The sequence below is a fragment of the Pseudomonas petroselini genome (assembly GCF_045037875.1).
GTDB lineage: Bacteria > Pseudomonadota > Gammaproteobacteria > Pseudomonadales > Pseudomonadaceae > Aquipseudomonas > Aquipseudomonas petroselini.
The window spans coordinates 6855943-6881959 of the sequence record NZ_CP173614.1 but is presented as its reverse complement, the minus strand read 5'-3'; the positions used below and the strand labels follow the sequence as shown (position 1 = coordinate 6881959).

Genomic DNA, 26017 nt, shown 5'->3' with positions numbered 1-26017 from the left:
TGGCCTGCGATAGCGTTTGATCGACCCACATTCTTTCAAGCCGGTGTTTTCTTCACCCGCAATGCCTTGGCCTTGGCTTCCACGCCGAGGTACATCACCAGCGCAATCAGCAGCGGCACAATAAAGTAGATCGCCCGATAAGCGATCAACCCCGCCAGCAAACTGCCCCGCGACGCCTCGTGCTGCAACAGCGCAATAAACACTGCCTCCAGCACCCCAAGCCCGGCCGGTATGTGGGTGAGCACCCCGGCAATCGCGCTGATCAGCAACACGCCCAGCACCAGTGGATAGTCCAACTTGGCCGGCAGCAGGGTGAAAATCACCGCAGCCATCAGCGACCAGTTCAGCGCGCCCAACATCAATTGCAAACACGCCATGCGCAGCGACGGCAGGTTGATTTCCATGCCGCGAATCGTCCACGCACGCTTTTTCGAATATTGGCAAGCCGCCAGATACCCGAGGCTGACCAGCACTAACACCGCACCAATGCCTTGTAATGCAAGGGTACTGACCTTCCACCCCGGCGGCATCGTGACCAGGCCGCTGCTGAAAATCACCCCGGCTATCGCCATGTAGCCAAACCAGTTAGTGGCCAGGCTCAGGCCCAGGATCTTGGCGATATTGCTGTTGCTCACGCCCAGCCGTGAATACAGCCGATAGCGCATCGCGATGCCCCCGACCCACGCACTCAGGTTGAGGTTGAACGCATAGCTGATGATGCCCACCGGCAGGATCTGCTTCCACACCAGGGGCTGGCGAATATAGGTACGGCCGATCAGGTCGAAACTGGCGTACACCAGAAAACTGCATAACGTCAGCGTGCCTGCAATCACCAGCGTGCGCAGTTTGAAATCGCCCAAGGTCTGCACCACTTCGCTCCAGTCGATACGCCGGGCGAGCATGGTGAACAGTACGATCAGCAGCAGGAAGAAGGCGATGGTCAGCGGTTTCTTCCAGCGCTTGAACCGCGAACCTTTGGTTTCAGACGTCATGGGACGGGCTCTCGAAAGGTTTCAAACGGGGCTTGTGCGCCGGCAACCAACCCGTCAGCGCGGGAAAGTGGCGCATCACATGGAACACCAGGAACCCCACGGTCAATCGCCAGAGCCACAGGCGCGGCTTACGGTTTTCCGGCATCGTCTGGCAATGATTTTTTGCCAGGGTTTCCAGGCGTTCATACAGCTGCTGATTGAACGCACGGTCGCGGATCAGCACGTTGGCTTCCAGGTTCAGCGACAGGCTCAACGGGTCCAGGTTGCTCGAGCCGACGGTGCTCCATTCGTCATCCACCAAGGCGACTTTGCCATGCAGCGGGCGCTGGCAATATTCGTGAATCACCACGCCATCCTTGAGCAGATAGTCGTAGAGCATGCGCGCTGCCAGCTTGGCCAGCAGCACATCGGGCTGGCCCTGCATGATCAGTTGCACCTGCACGCCACGGCGCGCTGCATTGCGGATTTCGCGCAGCAAGCGGTAGCCGGGGAAGAAGTAAGCGTTGGCGATCACCGCGCGATGTTGTGCCTTGCTCAATGCATACACATACGCTTCTTCGATGTCGTCGCGGTGCTGCAGGTTGTCGCGGTAGATCAAGCGCACCTGGCCGTCGCTCTTGTCGGTGGACCACAACGCCGGTCGCTGCTGGCGCCGCCGCCAACCGCGCCGCGTGCGCACCTGGCGACCGCTTTGGGCAAGGGCGAAGTGATGCACGTCCGCCACCGCCGGGCCGGTCACCCGAACCGCATAGTCCTGCTTGGCCTCAGGCCCATAGTCACCCAAGTGATCGGCGGAAAAATTGATCCCGCCGATGAACGCCACCTCGGCGTCCACCACCACAATCTTGCGGTGCAGGCGGCGGAACCAATTGGTACGAATGCCGAGGGTTTTCGGCGCAGGGTCGAACATCTGCACCGCCACGCCCGCCTCGGCCAGCTCACCGAGAAACACCGGGCTCAACTCGCCGCAGCCAAAACCGTCGAGGCTGACCACCACGTTCACGCCGCGCTGCGCGGCCTCGATGAGAATGCCCTGCAGCTCGTGGCCGACCTTGTCTTCGAAGAGAATGAAGGTCTCCAGCAGGATCTCCCGCCGCGCCGCGCGCAGTGCCTCGAACACCTTGGGAAAGTACGCCTCGCCATTCTCGAGCAACTCAACTTGGTTGCCGCTCTGCCAGCCGTAATCCAGGTCACGGGCCTTGGCTTCGTCCGGCGGCTGGTCAGTGGAAATATGTTCTACGGCAACGTTCATAGTTCGATCTCCACCGACAGCGGCACATGGTCGGACAAATGCGACCAAGGCCGTGAGGTCAGCACCCGAGGGTTATGCACTTTCACATTGCGCACATAAATGCGGTCCAGTGGCAGCAAGGGCAGGCGCGCCGGGAAGGTGCGCGGGAGTTTGCCGTGGGTTTCGATGAAGACTTCCCGCAGTCCGCTTTGACTGAGGTCGGCCTTCTGGCGCCAGTCGTTGAAGTCGCCCGCGACCACCAGCGGTGCATCGGCCGGGATCTCGCTGATGCGCTGCTCCAGCAAGCGCAACTGTTGCTGGCGATGCACCTCACGCAGGCCCAGGTGGATGCAGATCGCGTGCACTTCCTGCCCGGTGCCCGGCAAGCGCAGCACGCAATGCAGCAGCCCACGGTTTTCATGCCCGCTTTGGGAGATATCGAGGTTGTCGTAGTGCACGATCTGGAATTTCGACAGCAGTGCATTGCCGTGGTCGCCGTGGGGGTAGACCGCATTGCGCCCGTAGGCGAACTGCGGCCAGATGCTGTCGGCAAGGAACTCATACTGAGGCATGTTCGGCCATTCGCTGAAGCGCTGGGGGTGACGCTCATGAGTGCCGTGAATTTCCTGCAGGAACACCATGTCGGCGCCCACACTGCGCACCGCCTCACGTAGCTCGGGCAGGATGAAGCGTCGATTGAGGGCGGTGAAACCCTTGTGGATATTGACCGTCAGCACCGTGAAGCGACTGATGGCGACGCTGGGGGTTACGGGCACCCAGTCAGGGATCGCAGCCATAATTGCTCCTGTGAAAAAGTGGGGGCCTGGCCCCCGTTTATGGCTGACTATGATTTTTGGCTGAAAGTTTCCACCTTCCTACAGACGGCATAGAACCCATGTGGGAGGGGGCTTGCTCCCGATAGCAGTCGATCAGTCGACACCTGCATCAACTGCCCCACCGCTATCGGGAGCAAGCCCCCTCCCACATTGGATGTGTATGGCTGCTGATTCAGTGCCGGCGACTATCCGCGTCGAACGCTCTGTGTACACCGGCCCCAACTGATCCAGGCCGTGTGGATCAGCCCCATATGCGTCACGATCAACCCGCCGCCCCAGGCGCCACCGGCGATCCTCAGGTTAAAGGCAATGGGCATGGCTGCAACTCCGGTGGGTTTCAATCAGGAGCGCAGTGTCGAGTGTTGGCTGTTGCGGAAAAAGCCAGGGATTGGCATTTGATAGTTGCCTGCAAGTCAAAGATGCCGCAAACGGGGAACGATCAAGGCTCAAACCCGTCAGTTCCTTACAGACCCTTCTGAAGGAGCCCGGTGTTTTGCTGAATCTAAAGACTGCATTACTGCTCGGCGCGCTGCTGTTTTGTCCCAGTGCCGCACTGCAAGCCGCGGCCTCCGCGTCGGAACCTGAAGCGCCGGCCAAGCCGGAATTGCTGGTCGAGGGCGGCCTGCTCGGCGCGATCAGCTCCAGCATCGATGATGTGCAAGAGAAGCTCGACCTCAACCAGAACCTGATCGACGCCTGGCGCCTACGGGCCGACCGTGCGGCGGATGAAGTCGGGCGGCTGGTCGACCAGACGTCCGAGCGTTCGCCATGGACCATCGCAGGGAACTTCCTGCTGTTGTCGGGGGTGTGGATCGGCGCCTTTACCCTGCTGACGCTGCTGGGGCGTTTTATCGTCCAACGCATGAGCCGGCGCCCATTTGTCGCCCGGCGCGGGCGCCTGCAAGCGGTGCTTGGGTATGTGCTGCCCTACACGATTCCCGCGCTGATCTGCCTGCCGCTGACGCTGTACGTCAGCCACTTTTTACCCACATCGATAGGGCGTGCGCTGGCGCTGTGTTTTGCCTACGCCACCAGCAGCGGTATTTTTTCCACGTCGATGCTGTTGTGCGTGATTGTGATGTTCAATGTCGGCCACAAGCGCCCGGCGGTGCAGATCATCCGCAGCTACTGCCCCACGCCGTTGTTCCTGATCGGCTTTCTCGCCGCCCTCAGCGACGCGCTGACCAGCCCGCAAATCGCTCGTCAGTTCGGCGGCAATATCACCAGCAGCATTGCGGTGTTTACCGGGCTATTCGCCGCCGTGATTTTCGGCGTGCTGGTGGTGCGCCTGCGTCGACCGGTGGCCCACCTGATCCGCAATCGACCGTTGACTCAACGCCTTAAACACCCGGCGTTGCAGCAATCGCTGCGGGTGTTTTCCGGGTTGTGGTACTGGCCGATCCTGTTGATGGTGCTGGTCTCGGCGATCAACTTGATCGGGGCCGGCGACGATAACCAGAAGGCCCTGCGCTGTGCGTTGTTCACCACCATTTTGCTGATTGGTACAGTGTTCCTGAGCACCGTGCTGCAACACCTGTTCAAATCCCGCAGCCAGGTCGCGATCCAGCGCAGCAGCGCCTACAAGGAACGCTTCCTCAGCTTGTTGCACGCGATCCTGCGTATCGTCATGGCCATCGCCTTTATCGAGATTCTTGGACGAATCTGGGGCGTGTCGCTGTTCGAATTTGCCCAGCGTAACTCGGTGGGCCGGGCGATCAGCGACTCCCTCAGCAGCATCGGCCTGATCCTGCTGATGACCTGGCTGTTCTGGGTGGTACTCGACACGGCGATCCAGGAAGCGCTCAAGCCACCGGTCAATAAACGCTCCAGCCGCCAGCCCAGCACGCGGGTCAAAACCATCCTGCCGCTGCTGCGCAATGCGGTGAAAATCATCCTGGTGGTGATCTGCGCGATCACCACCATGGCCAACCTCGGGATCAACGTCGCGCCGCTGCTGGCGGGGGCCGGGGTGGTCGGCCTGGCCATCGGCTTCGGGTCGCAGCAACTGGTGCAGGATGTGATCACCGGCCTGTTCATCATCATCGAAGATACCCTGTCCATCGGCGACTGGGTGGTGCTTGACTCCGGTCACGCCGGCACCGTCGAAGGCCTGACCATTCGCACCCTGCGCCTGCGCGACGGCAAGGGCTTTGTGCACTCGGTGCCGTTCGGGCAGATCAAGGCGGTCACCAACCAATCGCGGCAATTTGCCTATGCATTCTTCTCAGTGCAGTTCACCTACGACACCGACGTGGACAAGGCGGTGGAGCTGATTCGCGAAGCGGGGCAGTCGATCCGTGATGACGTGTTCCTCAAGTACAACCTGCAAGGGCCGCTGGAGGTGTTCGGCGTCGACAAGATGGACCTCAATGGCGTGGTGCTTACCGCGCAGTTCCGCACGGTGTCGGGCGGGCAGTATGCGGTGAGTCGCGCGTTCAATCAGCGCCTCAAAAAACTTGTGGATAACTGTGATGAGGTGCACTTCGCGCAGACTTATCCACAGCAGGTGCTGTTGCCTAAACGTGCGGCGCAGGTGGATGAGCCGGATGAGGAGGTGCCCGCATCGGTGGTGCTTACCGAGCAGCCCAGGCCTCAGTAATTCTGCGGTGACTGGGCCCCCGATGAGGCCCTTGGAAGTCACCCCAACACTCAATGCCTGATCAGCCTCTCCTGCACCGCCTGCCGATCCATCTCTACTAACACCTGCTGCTTGCCCGCCACCATGACCGCCGCGGGCAACCCATCCCGGTACACAATCCGATTGCCACTCACCGCCGGCACCTTGGTGCCTGGTAACAGCGTGCCCACCAGGTTCAACGGGTCCGTGCCACACACCGCAATCAAACTCCCATCATGGGGTCGACGCCGCACTTCACGCAGCAACGGAATCGCCTCAGGCAACGCAAACTGTTCCCCCGCCAAACCACTGACAAACCGCCCACCTCGAATCTGCCCGCGCGCTTCCAGGCGGTGAAAGGTGCGCAGCAACTCGCGCCAGCTCGGCAGCCACTCCGCCTCGCGCTCCAACAAGCGCCAGAACACCACGCCATAGCGGCGCAGCAAGGTCATCGCCACATGCTCCAGGGTCTCGGCGGAAGGCGGACCTGCGGCAGTCGACGGGCGTCGGATCAGTGCCCAACGCCCTGCATCGTCCATGCCGCCGATAAACGCGCCGCGCCCGCGCCGACTGCTGCGCGCCTGGCGTTTGCTCGCGGGGGTGGTCAGCGCACGCAACCCGGCAAAGCTGTCGGCGTTCACCAAACCGGCACCGACCAGTTCCTGCAAAGCGGTTTCCAGTTCGCTGCGCAGTAAGTGGGCTTCATGCACCAGCTCATCAAAAAACAGCGCGCCGTGGTCGCGCAGGGCTTCATGCACCTTCTGCGCCTTGGGCGACAGCGTGGTGGCGTCGGTGGGTTCGGTCAGTCCGCTCCACAGTCCCACTTGGTTGCGTGGCAGCAACACCACCGGAGTGCTGCGCAATGCCATGGCGCTGGTCTTGTTGCTCAATCGCGTCCACACCAGTTTGCCGCTGCGGCATAACTCATCGAGCCAGGTCGAGGAGTAATCCTTGAGCCGCGCACTGAGCAAATCGCTGTCCCAGGCGGAAGTGGCGGCGGCGTACCCTTCGAACTGCCCGACGATCTGCGGCAACATCGCGCTGCCCTGGCCACGTGTGCCGTCGGACAAATGCTGCCAATCGAACAGAAAACGCATTAAGTCCTGCAGCGCCACCGGCTCGATTTCCCGGCGTAGGCGCTTAACCGTGTAACGATGAATGCGCGCCAGCAGATGGCGTTCGCACCATTGCTCCTGGGTGGCGCCGGGGCTGAAATGCCCGCGTAGCACGTAGCCTTCCTGCTCCAGACGGGCCAGTGCCTGGGTGACATCCGCCACCGGCAAGGCCAGGGGCGCGGCGATCTCGATCAGGCTCAGCGGGCCAAACCCACCGAGGCGCGCGCGCAGCACTTCCGTCACGGCCTCCTCAACGGTCCAGGGCTCATCGAAGCCGGGCAGCAACGGCACGTTGCCGGGGTAGATCGTCTGCACACAACTCAGGCGTTCGACGGCGACCCACAGGCGGGTGTCTAAGTGAGTGTGCAGTTGATAGGCGCGGCCACCCTGGGCCAATGCGTGCAGCCAAGTCGCCCATTGCGGCGTGACTTCGTTACCGGCGATGCACGCCAGGCTCATCAACGCCTCATGCATTTCGTCCGGCCCGTTGGGCGCCGGCCAGGCTTCTTCGCGCACGCCGGCGATGGCATCCGCATCCAGTGCGCCGAGGTCGTCGGTGCTCTGCGGGTCGCTCCAGCGCCGGTTGAGCACGGCCTGGGTGCGGCGCTCTTCCAGGGGGGCATCGTCGAGAAAGGTGTAGGGGCGGGCGCTGAGGATTTCTGCGGCCATGGGCGAGGGCGCGGGCAGGTCGCGGCTGATCAGGCGCACCTCGCCGCGTTCCATGCGCCGCAACAGCGCCAGCCAACCCTCGCTGTCCATGGCTTCGTGCAGGCAGTCGTCGAGCGTCTGTTCCACCAGCGGGTGCTCAGGCACCTCGCGCTCGCCGGCGAGGTTTTCCAGGCAGGCGATCTGGTCGGGGAAGACGCTGGCGATCAGGTCTTCGCTTTTCATGCGCTGAATCTGCGGCGCCACTTTGCGCCCCCCGGTATAGCGCGGCAACGCCAGCGCCACTCCGGCATTCCAGCGCCAGCGCACGCCGAACAGCGGCGCATCCAGCACCGCTTGTATCAGGATGTGCTCGGCACTCTGGCTATTGAGGTAACGCCACACCTCGTCCAGCTCGAAACTGTGGCTGGTGGACAGCGACAGCACGATTGCGTTTTCGCTGGCCGCCGCCTGCAATTCAAAATTGAACGTGCGGCAAAAACGCTTGCGCAGGGCCAGGCCCCAGGCGCGGTTGACGCGGCTGCCGAACGGCGTGTGGATGATCAGTTGAGTGCCACCGGACGCGTCGAAAAACCGCTCCATGATCAACGTGTCCTGGGACGGCAACGCACTCAGGGCCAGGCGAGCGCGGGCCAGGTAATCGAGGATCTGCTCGGCGCTGGCGCGGTTCAGGCCGAGGGTGTCGGTAAGCCAATCCTGTGCGGCGTGCAGGTCACCCGGCGTGGCGCTGAGCAGCGCGTCCATCTGACCTTGCAGGCGCGCCACTGCCGCTGACAATTCGTGGCTGCGCCCCGGCGCCTCACCGAGCCAGAAGGGGATGGTCGGCGGTTGGCCATGGGCGTCCTCGACGCGCACTTTTCCGGCTTCGACCCGCAAGATGCGATACGAGGTGTTGCCCAGCTGGAAGATATCCCCGGCGATGCTTTCCACCGCGAAGTCTTCGTTGACGCTGCCGATGTTCAGGCTCTGGGGTTCGAGCAACACGCTGTAGTCGGCGTTGTCGGGGATGGTGCCGCCACTGGTGACGGCGGTCAGCTTGGCGCCCCGTCGACCGCGCAGGGTGCGAGTCAGGGCATCGCGGTGCAGGTAGGCGCTGCGGATGCCCTGGCGACCGTTGTAACCGTCGGAGAGCATTTGCAGCAGTGCCTGGTAGTGGCGCTCATCCAGCGTGGCGTAGGGCGCGGCGCGGTGGATGAGCGCCAGCAAGGCCTGCTCGGACCATTCCTGGGCGCTGACCTCGGCGATGATCTGCTGGGCCAGTACATCCAGGGGCGCCACGGGAATCTGCAGCGTGTCGAGTTCGCCCCTGCGCACGCAGTCGAGCAGGGCGGCGCATTCAATCAGGTCGTCGCGGGTGGTGGCGAACAGGCGTCCCTTGGGCGTGCCACCCACCTGGTGGCCGGAGCGACCGACTCTTTGCAGAAAGCCGTTGATGGAGCCGGGCGAGCCAATCTGGCAAACCAGATCGACATCGCCGATATCAATCCCCAACTCCAGGGACGCGGTGGCGATCAGCACCTGCAGCTCGCCGCCCTTGAGGCGCTGTTCGGCGTCCAGGCGCATTTCCTTGGCCAGGCTGCCGTGGTGGGCGGCCACGGCGGTTTTGCCCAGGCGCTCGCTCAAATGCCGGGCCAGGCGCTCGGCCAGGCGTCGGGTGTTGACGAAAATCAGCGTGGTGCGGTGTTCGCGGGCCAACTCGGCGAGGCGGTCGTAGACCCGCTCCCACACATCGTTGGCCATCACCGCAGAGAGCGGCACGGGCGGCACCTCGATATCCAGGTCGCGCGGGCGGGCGTGGCCGATATCCACAATCGCGCACGCCCGGCCGCTGCCGACGAGGAACCGCGACACCGCGTCGATGGGCTTTTGCGTGGCTGACAAGCCGATGCGCATCAGTGGCTCGGCGCACAAGCCTTGCAGGCGTTCCAGGCTCAAGGCCAGGTGGCTGCCACGTTTGCCGGCGGCGATGGCGTGGATTTCATCGATGATCACCGTGCGCGTGCTGGCGAGCATCTGTCGGCCGGAGTCCGAGCCCAGCAGCACGTAGAGCGATTCCGGGGTGGTCACCAGGATATGCGGCGGGCGCTTGCGCATCAGTGCGCGGTCTTTTTGCGGGGTGTCACCGGTGCGCACGGCGGTGCGGATGGCCAGCGGCGGCAGGCCCAGGTTCCGCAGGTGCTCAGTGATCCCGGCCAGCGGGTTTTGCAGGTTGATCTGGATGTCGTTGGACAGCGCCTTGAGTGGCGACACATAGACCACCAGGGTTTCATCCGGCAGTTCACCGCCGTTGGCCAGGCCTTGGTGGACCAAGTCATCCAGCACCGCCAGGAACGCTGTGAGCGTCTTGCCGGAGCCGGTGGGCGCGGCGATCAGTGTTGATTGGCGTTGGCGGATCAGCGGCCAGGCCTGGGCCTGGGCGCCTGTCACCGAGGGGAAGGTGCTGCGGAACCAGGTGCTGACGGCGAGGTGGAAGCCGGTCAATGCGGTGTCGGTGGATTCAGGAAGGTTCATGGAGTGATTGATAGCCCCTGTTCCAACAAGTTGCAATCGCGCACTTTATCCGTGACGGTTGCGCTACAAACCCGCAAAATGCAACGATTCTGACAAATACCTGAAAACCTTCGTTCCACACAGACCGGGCCTGCTCAATCTATGCGAATGCGCCTTATGTTACTGGGCGGCGGGAATGCCCTCGGGCAGGCGCTGATTCGCCTCGGTGCAGAGGAAGACATCGGTTTCCTCGCCCCCAAACCGCCCAAAGACGGCTGGGATGCCGCGAGCCTTACCCAACTGCTCGACGACACCCGTCCCGATGCGTTGATCAACCTCGCCTACTATTTCGACTGGTTCCAGGCCGAGGTGGTCAGCGAAACCCGTTTGGCCGCCCAGGAATTCGCCATCGAGCGCCTGGCCGAACTGTGCCAGCACCACAACATCACCTTGCTGCAACCGTCCAGCTACCGCGTGTTCGATGGCTCCCGCGCCACCGCCTACAGCGAAAAAGATGAGCCGGTGCCCCTGGGCCTGCGCGGCCAGGCGTTGTGGCGAATCGAACAGAGCGTGCGCGCCACCTGCCCACAACATGTGCTGTTGCGGTTCGGCTGGCTGCTGGATGACAGCGTCGACGGTACCCTCGGGCGCTTCCTGGCGCGGGCCGAGAAGCCGGATGAATTGCTGATGGCGGACGACCGTCGCGGCAACCCGACGCCGGTGGATGATGCGGCGCGGGTGATCATCTCGGTGCTCAAGCAACTCGATTGCGCGGCGCCGTTGTGGGGCACGTACCACTACGCCGGGCATGAGGCGACCACACCGTTGGCGCTGGGCCAGGCGATTTTGACTGAAGCACGTACCTTCCACCCGCTGGCGATCGAATCCCCCACCGCCCAGGCCCATGCGGCCCGGCCGGATGCGGCGGATGAGCCGCAACACGCGGTGCTGGCTTGCAAGAAAATCCTTCACACCTTTGGCATCAAGCCACGGGCGTGGCGGGCGGGGCTGCCGGCATTGCTGGACCGGTTCTACCGTCACAGCTGATCCAATGCGAAAACCCAATGTGGGAGGGGGCAAGCCCCTTCCATATTGGGTTTTGTGTTGTTGCTCAGGTTGGTGTCAGAACTTGTAGCCGATACCCACCATGTAGACCATCGGGTCCACGTCCACATTGACCTTGGCGCGCGTGCCCTGGCCCAGGGCATTGTTGTCCACCGTCGCTTTGGTGCTGATGTCGATGTAGCGCGCCTGGGCGTTGATCATCCACTTGTCGTTGATCATGTAGTCGGCACCGATCTGCGCCGCCCAGCCCCAGGAGTTTTCGGCCTTGAAGTTGCTGAAGCCTGCGTCCGATGCGCGGCTGCCGACGTGTTCGTCATAGATCCAGGTGTAGTTGATACCGGCGCCCACGTACGGCTGGAAAGCCGACTTGTTGTCCAGTGGGTAGTACACGACGCTCAGGGTCGGCGGCAGGTGTTTCAGGGTGCCGAGCTTGCCGTTCGCGGCGCCTAGGGCGGTGTTCTTGATCTTCACGTCATGCTCGAACGGTGTGGCCGCCAGCAGTTCGATACCGACGTGGTTGGTCAGCATGTAGGCGAAGTTCAAGCCCAACTGAGTGTCGCTGCTCATGGTCGCCTTGCCGCCTAGATTGGCGCCGGCCAGTGGGCCTTGGTCAACCTTGACGCTGCTGCTGTCTGCCTTCGGGTTCACGGTGATTGCACCGGCGCGAATCAGAATGTCGCCCGCTTCGTGAGCGTGTGCAACAGGGGCAGCGAGGGCGAGCGCGAAGAGGGACGCGCCAAGCAGAGACTTGTTCATGGGAGCTCCAAAGGACGTTCAAAAGTTGTACGTCCAATGGTAAAGATCGTTCCGTTCGGTCTTTTGACTCAGCTCAATGAAAGGGCGATCAGCGCTATTCCGGCAGCTCGTACATGTAAATTTTCTCGGCATCCATCTGGTAACCGGCATCGGCGAGTTCGCTGGTGGACGGCTTGACTTGCATCGCGCCTTCGATCCAGTACGGCTGGTAGAGCTCATCGAGCTTCACGCCGATTTCGCTTTTGACATGCACGATCTGGTTCGACGGTGGCGGCGGCACATGGATGCACGCGCCGAAATACGGCACCAGCAGAAACTCGGTGGTACGGCCTTCTTCGCTGACTTCCAGCGGCACGATATAACCCGGCAAACGGATGTGCTGACCGTCGAGGCTCTGCACCACCGGCGCGTTGGGCAAATCCTGTTTGGCGGCCGGCGCCGCCTCGACGGACAACGCATCGGCCATGTTCGACAGGTCGTGCAGCGGTTTCATATTGGGAATTTCCGGCGGCGCGTCCGGCGGGATCATTTCCTGCCAGGACAAGTCCTTGGGCTGATCTTCCGCCCAGGCGGGCAGGGTAATCAGCAGAAACAGTGCAAGCAGCGCGCGACGCATCAAAGCCTTCCTCATAAACGTATGGACAGGCCATCGGCCAGGGATTGTCGATAGGCGCGCCACGCGGGCACGCTGCCCATCAACAGCGCTGCCGCCAGGATACCGGCGAGCAACGTCCATTCATATTCGCTGGGCCACGACATCGGCAAGTCCAGGCCGTAGTTGGCCTGAAGGTACCCGCGCGACGCGGCCATGCACACGTACAGCAAACCCACGCCCGCGATCACGCCAGACAGCGCCAGGGCGAAGGCTTCGAAGATCAGCAGCGTCGCGATATGCCACGGGCGTGCGCCCACCGAACGCAGGATCGCCATCTCGCGGCGGCGTTCGTTGAGGCTGGTGAGGATCGCCGTGAGCATGCCGATCAGGCCGGTGAGCACCACGAACAGCGAGATCACGAACAGGGCTTTTTCGGCGGTGCCCATCATGCTCCACAGCTCTTGCAGTGCCACGCCGGGCAGGATCGCCAGCATCGGTTCACCGCGGAATTCGTTGATCTCCCGTTGCAGGGCGAAGGTGGAAATCTTGTTGTTCAGGCCGAGCATGAACGCGGTGATGGCCTGCGGTGTAAGGTCCATGTTACGTGCCTGGTCGGCGCTGATACGGCCTTTGCCCTGCGCGGGCACGCCGTTGTGCCAGTCGATATGGATCGCTTCCATGCCGCCGAGGCTGATGTGCAACGTGCGGTCCACCGGCGTGCCGGTGCGCTTGAGAATGCCGACCACGGTGAACGGTTTGTCGTCGTGCTTGACCAGGCTGACCACCGCCACGCCGTGGGCGAGCACCAGTTTGTCGCCGAGTTTGTAATGCAACGCGTCGGCGACTTCGGCACCGAGCACCACTTCGAACGGGTCGGTCGCGAAGGCGCGCCCGCTGGCCAGTTCGAGGTTTTGCTTGCGGCCGTATTGGTAGTGTTCGAAGTAGGACGCGTTGGTGCCCATCACGCGGTAGCCGCGATGGGAGTCGCCGAGGGACATCGGGATCGCCCACTTCACCTGGGGGCTGGCGGCAAAGTGTTCGAAACTGTCCCAACGGATGTTGTTGGTGGCGTTGCCGATGCGGAACACCGAGTACAGCAGCAGGTTGACCGAGCCCGAGCGGGCGCCGACGATCAGGTCGGTGCCGCTGATGGTGCTGGCGAAACTGTTGCGCGCCTCAACGCGCACGCGCTCCACCGCGAGCAACAAGCAGACTGAAAGCGCGATGGCGAAGGCAGTGAGGATCGCGGTAAAGCGGCGGTTAGCCAGGCTGGCCATGGCTAGACGGAACAGATACATCTCAAACCTCTGCGGGCGTGGCGGCGCGATTGAGCTCGGCCAGCGACAGGTTGCGGTCGAACAGCGAAGCCAGGCTCTGGTCATGGCTGACAAACAACAGGCTGGCACCCGCTTCGCGGCATTCGGCGAACAGCAGTTGCAGGAAGGCTTCGCGGGCGTCGTAGTCCAGGGCCGAGGTAGGCTCGTCGGCGATCACCAGTTCCGGCTGGCCGATCAACGCACGGGCGGCGGCCACCCGTTGTTGCTGACCGATGGACAGCGAGTCGGCACGCCTTTCGAGCAGGTCTTTGTCTTTCAAACCCAGGTGCGCGAGCAACGCAGCGGCGGCCTGGTCGACACTGCCGTGGCGCTGTTTTGCTCGTTGCGCGCGCAGCGTGGAAAAGTGGCACGGCAATTCGACGTTCTCGCGCACCGACAGGAACGGCAGCAGGTTGAACTGCTGGAAGATGTAGCCGGTGTGGTCGACGCGGAAACGGTCGCGGGCACCGGCCGAGAGCTCAGTCAGCTCCTGGCCGAGCAGGCGGATGCTGCCTCGGCTGGGTTTCTGCACGCCGCCGAGCAGGCCCAGCAGTGTGGTTTTGCCACTGCCGCTCGGGCCTTTGAGAAACAGGGTTTCCCCCGCTTCCAGGCGGAACGCGGGGATGTCCAGCAACTGTGGGTGCCCAGGCCAGTTGAAGCCCAGGTCAGACAGTTCGATCAATGCGTGGGTCATGGGGACTCAGAACTTCAGGGTGGCTGCGGTGGCCGTCGCTTCAACACCTTGCTGGCCGCTCGGGCCGATCAGTTGTACCTGAATTTTCTGGGTGGCGGGGAAGGTCTTGAACACCTGGGTCAGGTCAAGAGTGCTCAGGGCCGTCGGTGTGGCACAGGTGAACTGGTAGTGGGCGTGGATTTCGCTGTGGTCGTGAGGGTGTTCGTGGGCGCCGTCTTTGGCGTCGTCATCATCGTCGTCATGGTCGGCTTCGGGTTTATCGCCGAACAGCGGGCTGTTGAGCTCCTGTGTGCTGACCACGCAACCGGCAGCCTTAGGCAGGTTGAACAGGGCGACGGGGTTCTCCAGTTGCTTGCGCGCGGCGGCGACCTTGGCTTTGTCCGCCGGGGTGGTGGCCAGGTGTTCGAAACCCACCAGGTTCATTGCCGGGCTGTCCAACTCAAGCTCCAGGGCCTGGCCGTCGAGCACTGCGTTGAGGCGGCCGACGCCATGCTCGTGGGCGCCGAGGCTGCCGTGTTCATGGTCGTGGTCGTCATGAGCATGGGCAACCGCCAATGGCAGCAGGGCAAACGGCAAAGCAAGCAACAAACGGCGCATGAGAAGACTCCAGAACATGAAAGTTTTGTTATGTGATCTTATAACAATTGCCCGAGAGTTTGACCGCCCGCTTGGCGTTGCGCAAGCCGCATGGGAGCATGCTTGTCGGAAAAATGCAGGAGTAAGGACGATGTTGCGAATTCGTGGAACGGTCGGCGACCTGCCGGTGGACTTGACCCTGGAGCTCGATGACGGCGATTGGGCACGGCTGGGCGCGCACTTGCAGGCCACGCCCGTGGCCAGCCCGGCCGCTGCGCCCGTGGCTCCGGTCAAACACAATGATGAGCTGTGGCAGGGCGCCCAGGCGCTGTTGCGCAAGGCCGGACAGCTCAGTGGCCTGGAGTTGCTTGACCAGTTGGAAGGCCTGGCCGGCGACGCCTCGGCGGGCAAGCGCCTGTTGGTACGCCTGCGCCACAGCGCCCAGGTGAAGGTTGCCAGCGGCGGGGATACACCGCTGTACAGCTGGGTCGGCGATTAGTACAGCGCGGCGAACAACTTGCGGCGATACACGGTCACCAGCGGGTGGTCGTTGCCCAGCAGTTCGAACACCTGCAGCAAGGTCTTGTGCGGCAGGCCTTCGCTGTAGCTGCGGTTGCGGATAAACAGCTTGAGCAAACCTTCCAGCGCCGCGTCGTACTGTTGGCGCGCCAGTTGCTGGATCGCCAACTGGTAGGCCGCTTCGTCGTCCTGCGGGTTTTGCGCCAGGCGGCTTTTCAAGTCGGCGGCGTCCGGCAGGTCGGCAGCCTGGCGCAGGAAGGCGATCTGCGCCTTGGCCCCGGCGATGGCGGCTTTGTGATCGTCGCTCTTCACCGCGTCCAGCACGGTCTGGGCTTCACCCAATTCACCGCGTTCGGCCAAGCAGCGGGCGTACAGGATCAACGCCGCGGCGTTAGTGTTGTCTTCGCCCAGCAGCGTCACCAGCACGGCTTCAGCATCGCTGATGCGACCTTCGGCAAACAGTGCCTGGGCCTGCTCCAACGGATCCGCCGCCGCCGGTGGCGGCATCTGCACATGCGGCTCGAGCATCGCCCGCACCGCCGACTCCGGCTGCGCTCCGGCGAACCCATCCACCGGCTGGCCATCCTTGAACAGCACCACCGTCGGCAGGCTCTGAATGCCAAACCGCGCAACGATGTCCTGCTCGGCCTCGCAATCGACCTTGGCCAGCAGCAACTCGCCCTGATAACTCTCGGCCACCTTCGCCAGCATCGGCATCAACGCCTTGCATGGCGCGCACCACTCGGCCCAGAAATCCACCAGCACGGGTTTTTCGAAGGAGTTCTGGATCACGGCCTGGTCGAAATTGGCGGTGGTGACGTCGAAGATATACGGCGTGGGTTCACTCATGGGGCGTCTCGAATAAAGCGGGAATGGGGCAACTATAAGGGCTGGCGCTGGCTACCGGAAGCGGCTTGGAGTTCAAACGCGTGATGCCTGCCACTGTAGTGAGCGGGCTTGCCCCGCGCTGGGTGGCGAAGCCGCCCCAATCCGGTCACCGCAACCTTCCAGACAGAATTCAGCCGCCTGTTTTGGGGCGGCTCCGCCACCCGGCGCGGGGCAAGCCCGCTCACTACAGGAGGGATGCTTTCAAGAGCGCCGCGAGTGGTAAAGACTCACCTTGCGAAACTCCCAAGGCTCGGCCAAGTCCGGCAATGTCAGCGCATCAAGGATCTCCAGCCGCTGGTAATCCGGGTGCTGGAAGTCACGCACGCGTGAATCCGCCACCAGCGCTTCGCGGCCTCGGGTCAGGAACTGGTCCAGCAGCGGCAGGTTCGCCCGGTCGTAGAGCACATCGGCGACCAGGATCAGGTCGAAGCGGTCGGCTTCGGCGAAAAAATCGGCGGAGTAGCCCAGTTCTACATCGTTAAGCTCGGCATTCGCCCGGCATGACGCCAAGGCCAGTGGGTCCAGGTCGCAGGCCACCACTTCCCGTGCGCCAGCCTTGACCGCTGCAATCGCGGCCACGCCGGAGCCCGCGCCGAAGTCCAGCACGCGTTTGCCCGCGACCCACTCAGGGTTCGCCGCCAGGTAGCGCGCCAGCGCCAGGCCGCTGGCCCAGCAAAAACTCCAGTAGGGCGGTTCATGCAGAATGCGGCGGGTTTCTTCGGGGCTGAAGGCGCGGTCCATGTTGTCGGCATCCAGCAGCCACAACGACAGCTCGGTGCCCGGCAACGGGCAGGGCACCAGCTGTGCGTCGCCGATCAGTTCGCTCAGCGCCGCTTGCAGGTCCAACGGTGGCGTCATGGTGCCTTGACGAGTTGCAGGGGGCCGGTGCTCTGGGTGATCGCCTGGGTGATGCGCACGGCGGGCAGGTGCAGGATCAACTGGCCGGACTGGCTGGCGCGGCCGCGCAGTTCAACCCGCGCACCGGCGGGGAAGGCTTCGGGGTTGTAGCGCAGGCGGAAGGCCAGGGGCTGGCCATTGCCGGTCAGCACACTGCTGGCCAGCAGTTGTTGCGGACGCGAACGGTCGTCGATCACCAGCAACGCCATCTCGACTTCAGCGCCGGCCGGCACGTTGGTCAGGCTGCCGCTGATTTCACGCTGGTAGGCGGGCAGGGGACCGGTGTCTTCAATGCCGGGGACTTTTTTCTCTTGCGCCGGTGCCGGTTGAGGGGCGGCAGGCTTGGGGGCTTCGCTGCTGCAGGCGACCAGGACACTGAACAGGGTGAGCAAAACAAGTGGTCGTAACTGCATGTACGGCTCCAGAAAGGACAAAATCCGTGGCTTGAAAAATATGAAACATAATAGCCAGCCTATATACCGTAAAGGCTATGGCTTGTCTTGCCACAGGGATGCGCTACCATGGCCCTCCCTTTATTTGTTGCCTGCCCACCATGCACTGTCCCTTCTGCGGTGCCAACGACACCAAGGTCATTGACTCGCGTCTGGTCGCCGAGGGCGATCAAGTGCGTCGCCGGCGCGAATGCCTGGCCTCTGGCTGCGGTGAACGTTTCACCACCTTCGAAACCGCCGAACTGGTGTTGCCACGGCTGATCAAGTCCGACGGCAGCCGCCAACCCTTCGACGAAGAAAAACTGCGCGCCGGTATGCAGCGCGCCCTGGAAAAACGCCCGGTGAGTGTCGAGCGGCTGGAGGCGGCGCTGGTGCATATCAAGCACAAGCTGCGTGCGACCGGCGAGCGCGAGGTCAAGAGCCTGGTGGTTGGAGAACTGGTAATGGGCGAGCTGCAAAAGCTCGACGAAGTTGCCTATATCCGTTTCGCCTCGGTGTATCGACGCTTCCAGGACCTCAATGAGTTCCGCGAAGAGATCGACCGCCTGGCCCGTGAGCCTGCCAAAGAATGAATTCACCCTCTGCCGAACAAGCTGTGCTCGACGCCCATTACATGGCCCGCGCCCTCGAACTGGCGCGCAAGGGTCTGTACACCACCCACCCCAACCCTCGGGTGGGCTGCGTGATTGTGCGCGATGGGCAGGTCGTCGGCGAAGGCTGGCACGTGCGCACCGGCGAGCCCCATGCCGAAGTTCATGCCCTGCGCGCTGCCGGTGACAAGGCGCGCGGCGCCACCGCCTATGTGACCCTCGAACCTTGCAGCCACTATGGGCACACCCCGCCGTGCGCCGATGCGCTGGTGAGTGCCGGGTTGGCGCGGGTGGTCGCGGCGATGCAGGACCCTAACCCGGAAGTCGCCGGGCGCGGCATGCAGCGCCTGGCCCAGGCCGGGATCGACGTGCGCAGCGGTGTGTTGGAAAGTGAAGCGCGGGCCCTCAACAGAGGGTTCCTCAAGCGCATGGAGCAGGGCCTGCCGTTTGTGCGGGTCAAGCTGGCGATGAGCCTGGACGGCCGCACCGCGATGGCCAGCGGCGAAAGCCAATGGATCACCGGCCCCGCCGCCCGCGCTGCCGTACAGCGCCTGCGCGCCGAGGCCAGCGTGGTGCTGACCGGCGCCGATACGGTGCTGGCCGACGGTGCGCGCCTGACCGTGCGCGCCGCCGAACTCGGCCTGGATGACGCCACCACCGCCCTGGCCATGTCGCGCCCGCCATTGCGCGTGCTGATCGACGGCCGCCTGCGAGTGCCGCTCAACGCGCCGTTCTTCAAGGCTGGCCCGGCGTTGGTCATCACCTGCGTGACTGCCGAAAATCAGTTCCCCCGTGGCCCTGAGTGCCTGGTGGTGCCGGGTGTCGAAGGCCAGGTCGACTTGCGCTCGGCACTGGTCGCGCTGGCTGCGCGTGGCGTCAACGACGTGCTGGTGGAGGCCGGCCCAAGCCTGGCGGGTGCGTTTGCCCAACAAGGCCTGGTAGACGAATACGTGATATTCGTCGCAGGCAAGTTCCTCGGCTCCGCCGCCCGGCCTTTGCTGGATTGGCCGCTTGATAAACTGGCCGACGCCCCCCAACTCAAGATCACTGAAATGCGCGCTGTAGGCGACGACTGGCGGGTCACTGCCATCCCTGTGCCAGCAGCGAGCGTATAATTCCCGGCCTGCGCTTGAGCGTCAGCCCCTCGTTTTCAGGAGAACGAAATGTTCACCGGCATTATCGAATCCATCGGCAGCATCCGTGCAATGACCCCCAAAGGCGGCGACGTGCGCCTGCTGGTTGAAACCGGCAAGCTCGACCTCGGCGACGTCAAACTGGGCGACAGCATTGCAGTCAGCGGCGTGTGCCTGACCGTCATCGAACTGCCGGGCAACGGTTTTGCCGCCGACGTCAGCCGGGAAACCCTGGACTGCACCGCGATGAACGATCTCAAGGCCGGCAGCCCGGTCAACCTGGAAAAAGCCCTGACCCCGACCACCCGCCTGGGCGGTCACCTGGTCAGCGGCCACGTCGACGGCGTCGGCGAAGTGGTCGCCCGCAGCGAAAATGCGCGGGCTGTGGAATTTCGCATCCGCGCGCCCAAAGAGCTGGCCAAATACATCGCCCACAAAGGCTCGATCACTGTCGATGGCACCAGCCTGACCGTGAACGCCGTGAACGGCGCCGAATTCGAACTGACCATCATTCCCCACACCCTCAGCGAAACGATCATGGCCTCGTACCAGCCGGGTCGCCGGGTGAACCTGGAAGTCGACTTGCTTGCCCGTTACCTGGAGCGCCTGTTGATGGGCGATAAGGCCGCAGAGCCAACATCCGGGAACATCACCGAAAGTTTTCTGGCCGCTAATGGCTACCTGAAATCCTGACCAAGGGGGTGCCCTGTGGCGCTCAATAGTATCGAAGAACTGGTTGAAGACATCCGCCAAGGCAAGATGGTCATCCTGATGGATGACGAAGACCGTGAGAACGAAGGCGACATCATCATGGCCGCCGAGGCCTGCCAGGCTGAGCACATCAACTTCATGGCCAAGCATGCCCGTGGGCTGATCTGCATGCCCATGAGCCGCGAGCGTTGCGAGTTGCTCAAGCTGCCATTGATGGCGCCGCGCAATGGGTCGGGTTTTGGTACCAAGTTCACCGTGTCGATTGAAGCGACTACCGGCGTGACCACCGGTATTTCTGCCGCTGACCGCGCGCGCACGGTGCAAGCCGCCGCCGCCAAAGACGCCAAGGCCGAAGACATCGTCAGCCCAGGCCACATCTTCCCGCTGATGGCCCAACCGGGCGGCACCCTGGCCCGCGCAGGCCACACCGAAGCCGCCTGCGACCTGGCACGCATGGCCGGTTTCGAGCCAAGCGGCGTGATCTGCGAAGTGATGAACGACGACGGCACCATGGCTCGCCGTGCCGAACTTGAAGCCTTTGCCGCCGAACACAACATCAAGGTGGGCACCATTGCCGACCTGATTCACTACCGGATGATCCACGAACGTACCGTTCAGCGGATTGCCGAGCAGCCACTCGACAGCGAACTGGGCCAATTCAATTTGGTTACCTACCGTGATTCAGTGGAAGGCGACGTGCACATGGCCCTCACCCTGGGCACCATTTGCGCCGAAGAGCCGACCCTGGTACGCGTGCACAACATGGACCCGCTGCGTGACCTGCTGATGGTCAAGCAACCGGGCCGCTGGAGCCTGCGCGCCGCGATGTCCGCGGTGTCCGAGGCGGGCAGCGGTGTGGTGCTGCTGCTCGGCAATCCGGTGGATGGCGACGTCTTGCTGGCGCATATCCGCGAAACGGCTGACCACGCGCCGGTGAAAAAGCCGACCACCTACAGCATCGTCGGTGCCGGTTCGCAGATCCTGCGGGACCTGGGTGTGCGCAAAATGCGCCTGATGAGCGCACCGATGAAATTTAATGCGATATCCGGTTTCGACTTGGAAGTAGTAGAATACGTGCCCTCCGAATAAAGGCTGGCGGTTTTCGCCCTTTGTTCGCGGTTCAAATATCACTAAGGGACGCGTCATACACGCGTCCCGGCTCTTTAAGAGATTTGTCGAATGACCCTGAAGACCATCGAAGGTACCTTCATCGCCCCCAAAGGCCGCTACGCCCTGGTGGTTGGCCGCTTCAACAGCTTCGTGGTTGAAAGCCTGGTAAGCGGTGCCGTGGACGCCCTGGTTCGCCACGGTGTGAGCGAGAGCGACATCACCATCATCCGTGCCCCTGGCGCCTTCGAAATTCCACTGGTTGCGCAAAAAGTTGCCCAGCAGGGTGAATACGCGGCGATCATCGCCCTGGGCGCGGTCATTCGTGGCGGTACCCCGCACTTCGAATACGTGGCCGGCGAATGCACCAAGGGCCTGGCCCAGGTGTCCATGGAGTTCGGCGTACCGGTCGCTTTCGGCGTACTGACCGTTGATTCCATCGAGCAAGCCATCGAGCGCTCCGGCACCAAGGCCGGTAACAAAGGCGCTGAAGCTGCCCTGTCCGCGCTGGAAATGGTCAGCCTGCTGTCGCAGTTGGAGGCCAAGTGATTTCCGACGAGAGCGACAACTTCAACCCGCGTGACCCACGCCCAGCCGATGCCGGCAAGCCATCCAAGAACGAGAAGCGTCGCGCTGCTCGGCAGTTGGCGACCCAGGCGCTGTATCAGCGTCAGATAGCGGGCGCTTCGTTGAACGAAATCGAGGCACAGTTTCGCGTCGACAACGATTTCACCCTCGCCGACCTGCCGTACTTCCACGACATCCTGCACGGTGTGCATGCCCACCTGACCGAGATCGATACAGCCCTGGCGCCATGCCTGGACCTGACCATCGACGAGCTGGACCCGGTTGAGCTGTGCGTGATGCGCCTGTCTGCCTGGGAGCTGCTGTATCGCGTTGACGTGCCGTACCGCGTGGTGATCAACGAAGGTATCGAACTGGCGAAAGTCTACGGTTCGACCGACGGCCACAAGTTCGTCAACGGCGTGCTCGACAAGCTGGCACCACGCCTGCGTGAAGCCGAAGTGAAGGCGTACAAGCGCTGAATCGCGCTTGAAACCTGAATGGGCGAGTTTGAGCTGATCCGCAACTACTTCGCCGCCGCGCCTTGTGCGCAAGGCGGCGAGGGGATTGCCCTGGGGATCGGCGATGACTGCGCCTTGCTGGCGCTCCCCACCGGGGAGCAGTTGGCAATCTCCACCGATACACTGGTGGCCGGGGTGCATTTTGCCGACCCCTGCGACCCCTTCCTGCTCGGCCAGCGCTCGTTGGCCGTGGCGGTGAGTGACTTGGCCGCCATGGGCGCCCATCCCCTCGCGTTTACCCTTGCCCTTACCACACCGACGGTCGATGCCGATTGGCTGCAACGCTATGCCCAAGGGTTGAATGCCATGGCGCAACGTTGCGGCGTGGGGTTAGTGGGCGGCGATACCACGCGTGGCCCCCTGAGCCTGACCTTGACCGTGTTGGGTCGTGTGCCGGCCGGGCAAGCCTTGACCCGCAGCGGCGCGCGACCGGGAGACCTGCTGTGTGTCGGCGGCGAACTGGGCAACGCCGCCGGCGCCTTGCCGCTGGTATTGGGCCAGCGCAGCGCCGATGCGGCGATCGCCGATCCGTTACTGGCTCATTACTGGTCGCCGCAACCGCAGTTGGCCCTGGGGCTGGCGCTGCGCGGCAAGGCCACGTCTGCGATGGATATTTCCGATGGGCTCCTGGCCGATTGCGGGCATATCGCCACGGCATCACAGGTCAGCCTGTTGATTGAGCGCCAGCGTTTGCCGTTGTCCACGGCGCTGCTGGCTTTCGTCGGTGATGACGAAGCGCGAGTAGCGGCCCTGAGCGGGGGGGACGACTACGTGCTGGCGTTCACCCTGCCGCCCGCCGAGCTGGCACCACTGCTGGCCGATGGGTTGCCGATCCATGTGATCGGCCGGGTCGAGCCGGGGCAGGGCGTAACCTTACTCGACGCACACGGGCACGACATCACCCCAGCCATTCGTGGCTATCAACACTTTCGAGAGGCGCCTTAACCGGGCGACCTGCGCTACCCTATAGCCTCATACGGATGCAATACCTGTAGGAGGTCATCATTATGGATGTGCACCGCTGGCTGAGGATTCTGCTGTGCTGCGTCGCCCCCTTGGCGCAGGCACAGGAGGCCGCGGTGGCTCCCGGTAAAGTGTCGCTGGCCAGTGAGGCCTGGGATGACTACACCAATGCCGATGGCAGCGGCCTGGCCTGGGACTTATTGCGACAGGTATTTGAGCCCGCCGGGTTCAAGCTGCAAACCCGCTCTGTGCCCTACACCCGCTCGGTCGGCCTGGCCCAACGCGGCGAGGTGGATGGCTGGGTTGGTTCCTATCCGGCCGAAGTCGAAGGCGTGGTGTACCCGCACTGGCGCTTCGATTCCGACCACATTTATGCGCTGGGGCTGGCGACCACACCCACGCCGACCCTGACCACGCTGGCCAACTACCGCCTGGCGTGGGTGCGCGGCTACAAGTTCGAGGCGTACTTGCCGAATGTACAGCGCTTCAACCAGATCGAACGCCGCGATGGCATCCTGCCGATGCTCCAGCACGGCAGAGTGGACTTTTATATCGACTCCCTCACCGAGTCCAAATTCGTACTCAGCCAGGCGAAAGACCCCACACAGTTTAAGCTCACCCCTGTCGTTGAGTTGCCGCTCTACGTCGGGTTTACCGACAGCGAGCGAGGGCGGGTGTTGGCGGGCGTGTTCGACCAGCGTATGGACGCGTTAGTAAAAAGCGGCGAGCTGAGACCGATTTTCGAGCGCTGGCACCAGGCCTATCCCTTCTAACCTGCATAGAACCAGGACGAAGGCCAATCGAACCGATTGATCTTTATCAGCGATAATTCAGCTTAAGCGTCTGTAGGAACCTGCTGTTACAATGGCCGCCTTTGTAAAAACTGAAATCAGGAGCACACGGTGCCCGTCGTTTTCGTCGCTGCTTCCAAGCTGCCTACCCCTTTTGCCACGTTCACCATGAACGGCTTTCTCGAAGAAGCCACCGGGCGTGAGCACGTTGTGCTTAGCCTGGGCGATATCGCTGATGGCGCGCCGGTGCTGGGCCGGGTGCACTCCGAATGCCTGACCGGCGATGCGCTGTTCAGCCAGCGTTGCGACTGCGGTTCGCAACTGGAAGCGGCCATGCGGGCCATCGCCCGTGAAGGCCGGGGCGTGCTGTTGTACTTGCGTCAGGAAGGCCGGGGCATTGGCCTGATGAACAAAATCCGCGCCTATGAGCTACAAGATGGGGGTGCCGATACCGTCGAGGCCAACGAGCGCCTGGGCTTTGCCGCCGACCAGCGTGACTACGCGATCTGCCTGCCGATGCTGGAGTACCTGGGCGTCAGCTCCCTGCGCCTGATGACCAACAACCCTCGCAAGGTCAAAGCCTTGACCGAGATGGGCATCACGGTCGCCGAGCGCGTGCCGCTGCACACCGGACACAATCCGCACAACAAACTCTACCTGGCCACCAAGGCCAGCAAGCTCGACCACATGATGGGTAACGAGCACCAAGGCGAGGTCGACCGCGCGTGACCCGTGGCCAGGTAAAACGGCGGCTGTCCTTCAATTGGTGGCAGTACCTGGCCCTGGCGTTGCTCCCCTTGTTTGTGATCAACCTGGTGTTTGGCCAAGCCGAGTCCCTGCTACCCGTGCTGGCCATGCCCTTCTTTATCGCCGGCGTGGCCTCGATGTTCCTCAGCCTGCGTTATTTCAACGGCTATAAACATGCGTTGATCGCCACCTCCAAAGCCCTCGATACTCCCGAAGAACCGGCTGCCTGGATCACCCTGGCGGCCCGTCGGCGCACGGCGTTGCTGATCGCTGCCGTGCCGGCCTGGATCGGTGCGTTGTCGGTGTTCGTCGGCCTGGAAGCGGTGCCGCTGTTCCTGCTGGCGCTGTCGACCGTAGTGCTGTTCTACCTCTACCGCATTCCCCGTCAACTGGGATGAGGTGTCACTGGCTGGCGGTGGTGCTGCTGGCATTCAGTGCCCAGGCGCTGGCGGTCGAACGGGTCGTGAGCCTGGCGCCGTCGCTTTCTGAAATCGTGGTCGAACTGGGCGCCGCCGATCTGCTGGTGGGCGTGCTCGACGGCGGCGAGCGCCCGGCGGCGTTGGCGCAAGTGCCGTCGGTAGGGCATTACGGCCAGTTGGACATGGAGCGCCTGCTCAGCCTCAAGCCCGACCTTATCCTGCTCTGGCCCGGCAGTGTCGGCCCCGCCCAGCGTGAGCAGTTGCAGCGCCTGAATATCCCGGTGTACGTCGCCGAACCCCATAGTCTTGAACAACTCACCACTCAGGTCCAGGCCATCGCCGAGCAATTGGATCGCCCTGAGGCCGGACGGCAACTGGCCGCGCAACTGCGCCAACGCCTGGCCGAACTGCGCCAGCGCTATCAGCGTGCCGAGCCGCTGCGGGTGTTTTACCAAGTGTGGAATCAGCCGCTGTACACCGTGGGCGGTGGGCAGATCATCAGCGATGCGCTGACGGTGTGCGGTGCGCGCAATGTGTTCGATGACCTCAAGCTGCCCGCGCCGCAGGTCAATATCGAGTCGGTGCTGCAGCGTAATCCCAAGATGATCCTGGTGAGTGATCAGGCTCAGCAGGAGGCCTGGAAGGTCTGGCCGACGATGGCGGCGCGGGTGCGGTTAGTGCCGGACAAAGGCCTGGAGAGGCCCAGTGGGCAGATGTTGGAGGCGGTGGGGCGGTTGTGTCAGGTGATTGCGCCGAACCTGTGATA

Annotated in this window: 26 protein-coding genes and 1 pseudogene; 14 read left to right on the top strand and 13 right to left on the bottom strand. The window is 63.0% G+C overall.

Translation table 11 applies throughout. The annotated features are described in order from the left end of the window. Positions 1–35: 35 nt before the first annotated feature. From ACI512_RS31810 to ACI512_RS31795, 4 genes and pseudogenes are all read right to left on the bottom strand, one after another. Complete coding sequence (locus ACI512_RS31810; RefSeq protein ID WP_015886123.1) at positions 36–992, bottom strand: lysylphosphatidylglycerol synthase domain-containing protein; 957 nt, start codon at positions 990–992, stop codon at positions 36–38. Continuing rightward, positions 982–2244: a cardiolipin synthase ClsB gene (gene clsB / locus ACI512_RS31805; RefSeq protein ID WP_236378404.1), complete on the bottom strand. Its 1263-nt coding sequence runs from the start codon at positions 2242–2244 to the stop codon at positions 982–984. Before clsB ends, ACI512_RS31810 begins: the two co-directional genes overlap by 11 nt. Beyond that, entirely contained in the window at positions 2241–3020 is a 780-nt protein-coding gene (locus ACI512_RS31800) for an endonuclease/exonuclease/phosphatase family protein (protein ID WP_064052227.1), read from the bottom strand. Before ACI512_RS31800 ends, clsB begins: the two co-directional genes overlap by 4 nt. A gap of 132 nt (positions 3021–3152) precedes the next feature. Beyond that, positions 3153–3367 (bottom strand): annotated as a pseudogene (locus tag ACI512_RS31795) (hypothetical protein); the annotation flags it as partial. A 185-nt stretch (positions 3368–3552) separates the two neighbouring features. On the opposite strand from ACI512_RS31795, the gene ACI512_RS31790 reads away from it, so the two are divergent. Further along, positions 3553–5658, top strand: coding sequence for a mechanosensitive ion channel family protein (locus ACI512_RS31790; RefSeq protein WP_236378402.1), 2106 nt, complete (start codon positions 3553–3555; stop codon positions 5656–5658). Positions 5659–5708: 50 nt separating this feature from the next. Here the strand turns inward: ACI512_RS31790 and ACI512_RS31785 are convergent, their stop codons facing one another. Further along, on the bottom strand, positions 5709–9968 hold the full coding sequence (locus ACI512_RS31785; RefSeq protein WP_236378394.1) for a DEAD/DEAH box helicase: 4260 nt from the start codon (positions 9966–9968) through the stop codon (positions 5709–5711). 141 nt (positions 9969–10109) lie between these two features. Here ACI512_RS31785 and ACI512_RS31780 point away from each other — a divergent pair, with 141 nt between their 5' ends. Then, positions 10110–10994: a sugar nucleotide-binding protein gene (locus ACI512_RS31780; RefSeq protein ID WP_015886118.1), complete on the top strand. Its 885-nt coding sequence runs from the start codon at positions 10110–10112 to the stop codon at positions 10992–10994. Between the two features lie 75 nt (positions 10995–11069). Here the strand turns inward: ACI512_RS31780 and ACI512_RS31775 are convergent, their stop codons facing one another. From ACI512_RS31775 to ACI512_RS31755, 5 genes are all read right to left on the bottom strand, one after another. Further along, complete coding sequence (locus ACI512_RS31775) at positions 11070–11768, bottom strand: OmpW family protein (RefSeq protein ID WP_015886117.1); 699 nt, start codon at positions 11766–11768, stop codon at positions 11070–11072. A 94-nt stretch (positions 11769–11862) separates the two neighbouring features. Then, positions 11863–12384: a DUF3299 domain-containing protein gene (locus tag ACI512_RS31770; RefSeq protein ID WP_231808515.1), complete on the bottom strand. Its 522-nt coding sequence runs from the start codon at positions 12382–12384 to the stop codon at positions 11863–11865. 11 nt (positions 12385–12395) lie between these two features. Then, positions 12396–13661 (bottom strand): ABC transporter permease, encoded by a 1266-nt coding sequence (locus ACI512_RS31765; RefSeq protein WP_046035690.1) that lies wholly within the window; start codon positions 13659–13661, stop codon positions 12396–12398. 1 nt (position 13662) lies between these two features. After that, complete coding sequence (locus tag ACI512_RS31760) at positions 13663–14373, bottom strand: ABC transporter ATP-binding protein (RefSeq protein ID WP_015886114.1); 711 nt, start codon at positions 14371–14373, stop codon at positions 13663–13665. Between the two features lie 6 nt (positions 14374–14379). Then, entirely contained in the window at positions 14380–14970 is a 591-nt protein-coding gene (locus tag ACI512_RS31755) for a DUF2796 domain-containing protein (protein WP_046035691.1), read from the bottom strand. Positions 14971–15100: 130 nt separating this feature from the next. Here ACI512_RS31755 and ACI512_RS31750 point away from each other — a divergent pair, with 130 nt between their 5' ends. Continuing rightward, positions 15101–15448: a hypothetical protein gene (locus tag ACI512_RS31750; protein ID WP_015886112.1), complete on the top strand. Its 348-nt coding sequence runs from the start codon at positions 15101–15103 to the stop codon at positions 15446–15448. Here the strand turns inward: ACI512_RS31750 and trxA are convergent. The 3 genes from trxA to ACI512_RS31735 form a co-directional block, all read right to left on the bottom strand. Continuing rightward, positions 15445–16317 (bottom strand): thioredoxin, encoded by an 873-nt coding sequence (gene trxA / locus ACI512_RS31745; RefSeq protein ID WP_236378382.1) that lies wholly within the window; start codon positions 16315–16317, stop codon positions 15445–15447. The two genes, ACI512_RS31750 and trxA, sit on opposite strands and share 4 nt — an antisense overlap. 240 nt (positions 16318–16557) lie before the next feature. Further along, the gene (locus ACI512_RS31740) at positions 16558–17214 is read right to left on the bottom strand and encodes a methyltransferase (RefSeq protein ID WP_064052222.1); all 657 of its coding nucleotides are present in this window, start codon (positions 17212–17214) and stop codon (positions 16558–16560) included. Next, entirely contained in the window at positions 17211–17666 is a 456-nt protein-coding gene (locus ACI512_RS31735) for a YbaY family lipoprotein (protein WP_015886109.1), read from the bottom strand. Before ACI512_RS31735 ends, ACI512_RS31740 begins: the two co-directional genes overlap by 4 nt. Positions 17667–17806: 140 nt before the next feature. Between ACI512_RS31735 and nrdR the strand changes: the two genes are divergently transcribed. From nrdR to ACI512_RS31680, 11 genes are all read left to right on the top strand, one after another. Continuing rightward, positions 17807–18277: a transcriptional regulator NrdR gene (nrdR, locus tag ACI512_RS31730; protein WP_015886108.1), complete on the top strand. Its 471-nt coding sequence runs from the start codon at positions 17807–17809 to the stop codon at positions 18275–18277. Continuing rightward, positions 18274–19410 carry a bifunctional diaminohydroxyphosphoribosylaminopyrimidine deaminase/5-amino-6-(5-phosphoribosylamino)uracil reductase RibD gene (gene ribD, locus ACI512_RS31725; protein ID WP_043205972.1) on the top strand — a complete coding sequence of 379 codons (1137 nt, stop codon included), beginning with the start codon at positions 18274–18276 and terminating at the stop codon, positions 19408–19410. The genes nrdR and ribD overlap by 4 nt, the downstream gene beginning before the upstream one ends. A 48-nt stretch (positions 19411–19458) precedes the next feature. Then, positions 19459–20121, top strand: coding sequence for a riboflavin synthase (locus tag ACI512_RS31720; RefSeq protein ID WP_015886106.1), 663 nt, complete (start codon positions 19459–19461; stop codon positions 20119–20121). 15 nt (positions 20122–20136) lie between these two features. After that, complete coding sequence (gene ribBA / locus ACI512_RS31715) at positions 20137–21228, top strand: bifunctional 3,4-dihydroxy-2-butanone-4-phosphate synthase/GTP cyclohydrolase II (RefSeq protein ID WP_015886105.1); 1092 nt, start codon at positions 20137–20139, stop codon at positions 21226–21228. A gap of 90 nt (positions 21229–21318) precedes the next feature. Beyond that, entirely contained in the window at positions 21319–21795 is a 477-nt protein-coding gene (gene ribE, locus ACI512_RS31710) for a 6,7-dimethyl-8-ribityllumazine synthase (RefSeq protein ID WP_003176356.1), read from the top strand. Continuing rightward, on the top strand, positions 21792–22292 hold the full coding sequence (gene nusB / locus ACI512_RS31705; protein ID WP_236378368.1) for a transcription antitermination factor NusB: 501 nt from the start codon (positions 21792–21794) through the stop codon (positions 22290–22292). The genes ribE and nusB overlap by 4 nt, the downstream gene beginning before the upstream one ends. Positions 22293–22310: 18 nt before the next feature. After that, on the top strand, positions 22311–23276 hold the full coding sequence (gene thiL, locus ACI512_RS31700; RefSeq protein WP_236378367.1) for a thiamine-phosphate kinase: 966 nt from the start codon (positions 22311–22313) through the stop codon (positions 23274–23276). Positions 23277–23338: 62 nt separating this feature from the next. Beyond that, positions 23339–24067 carry an ABC transporter substrate-binding protein gene (locus ACI512_RS31695; RefSeq protein ID WP_236378357.1) on the top strand — a complete coding sequence of 243 codons (729 nt, stop codon included), beginning with the start codon at positions 23339–23341 and terminating at the stop codon, positions 24065–24067. Positions 24068–24196: 129 nt separating this feature from the next. Then, positions 24197–24814, top strand: a complete 618-nt coding sequence (ribA, locus tag ACI512_RS31690) for a GTP cyclohydrolase II (protein ID WP_064052217.1) — start codon at positions 24197–24199, stop codon at positions 24812–24814. Then, positions 24811–25230 carry a nuclear FMR1 interacting 1 family protein gene (locus ACI512_RS31685; RefSeq protein WP_015886100.1) on the top strand — a complete coding sequence of 140 codons (420 nt, stop codon included), beginning with the start codon at positions 24811–24813 and terminating at the stop codon, positions 25228–25230. Before ribA ends, ACI512_RS31685 begins: the two co-directional genes overlap by 4 nt. Continuing rightward, positions 25227–26015: a cobalamin-binding protein gene (locus ACI512_RS31680; RefSeq protein WP_236378355.1), complete on the top strand. Its 789-nt coding sequence runs from the start codon at positions 25227–25229 to the stop codon at positions 26013–26015. The genes ACI512_RS31685 and ACI512_RS31680 overlap by 4 nt, the downstream gene beginning before the upstream one ends. Positions 26016–26017: the final 2 nt, after the last annotated feature.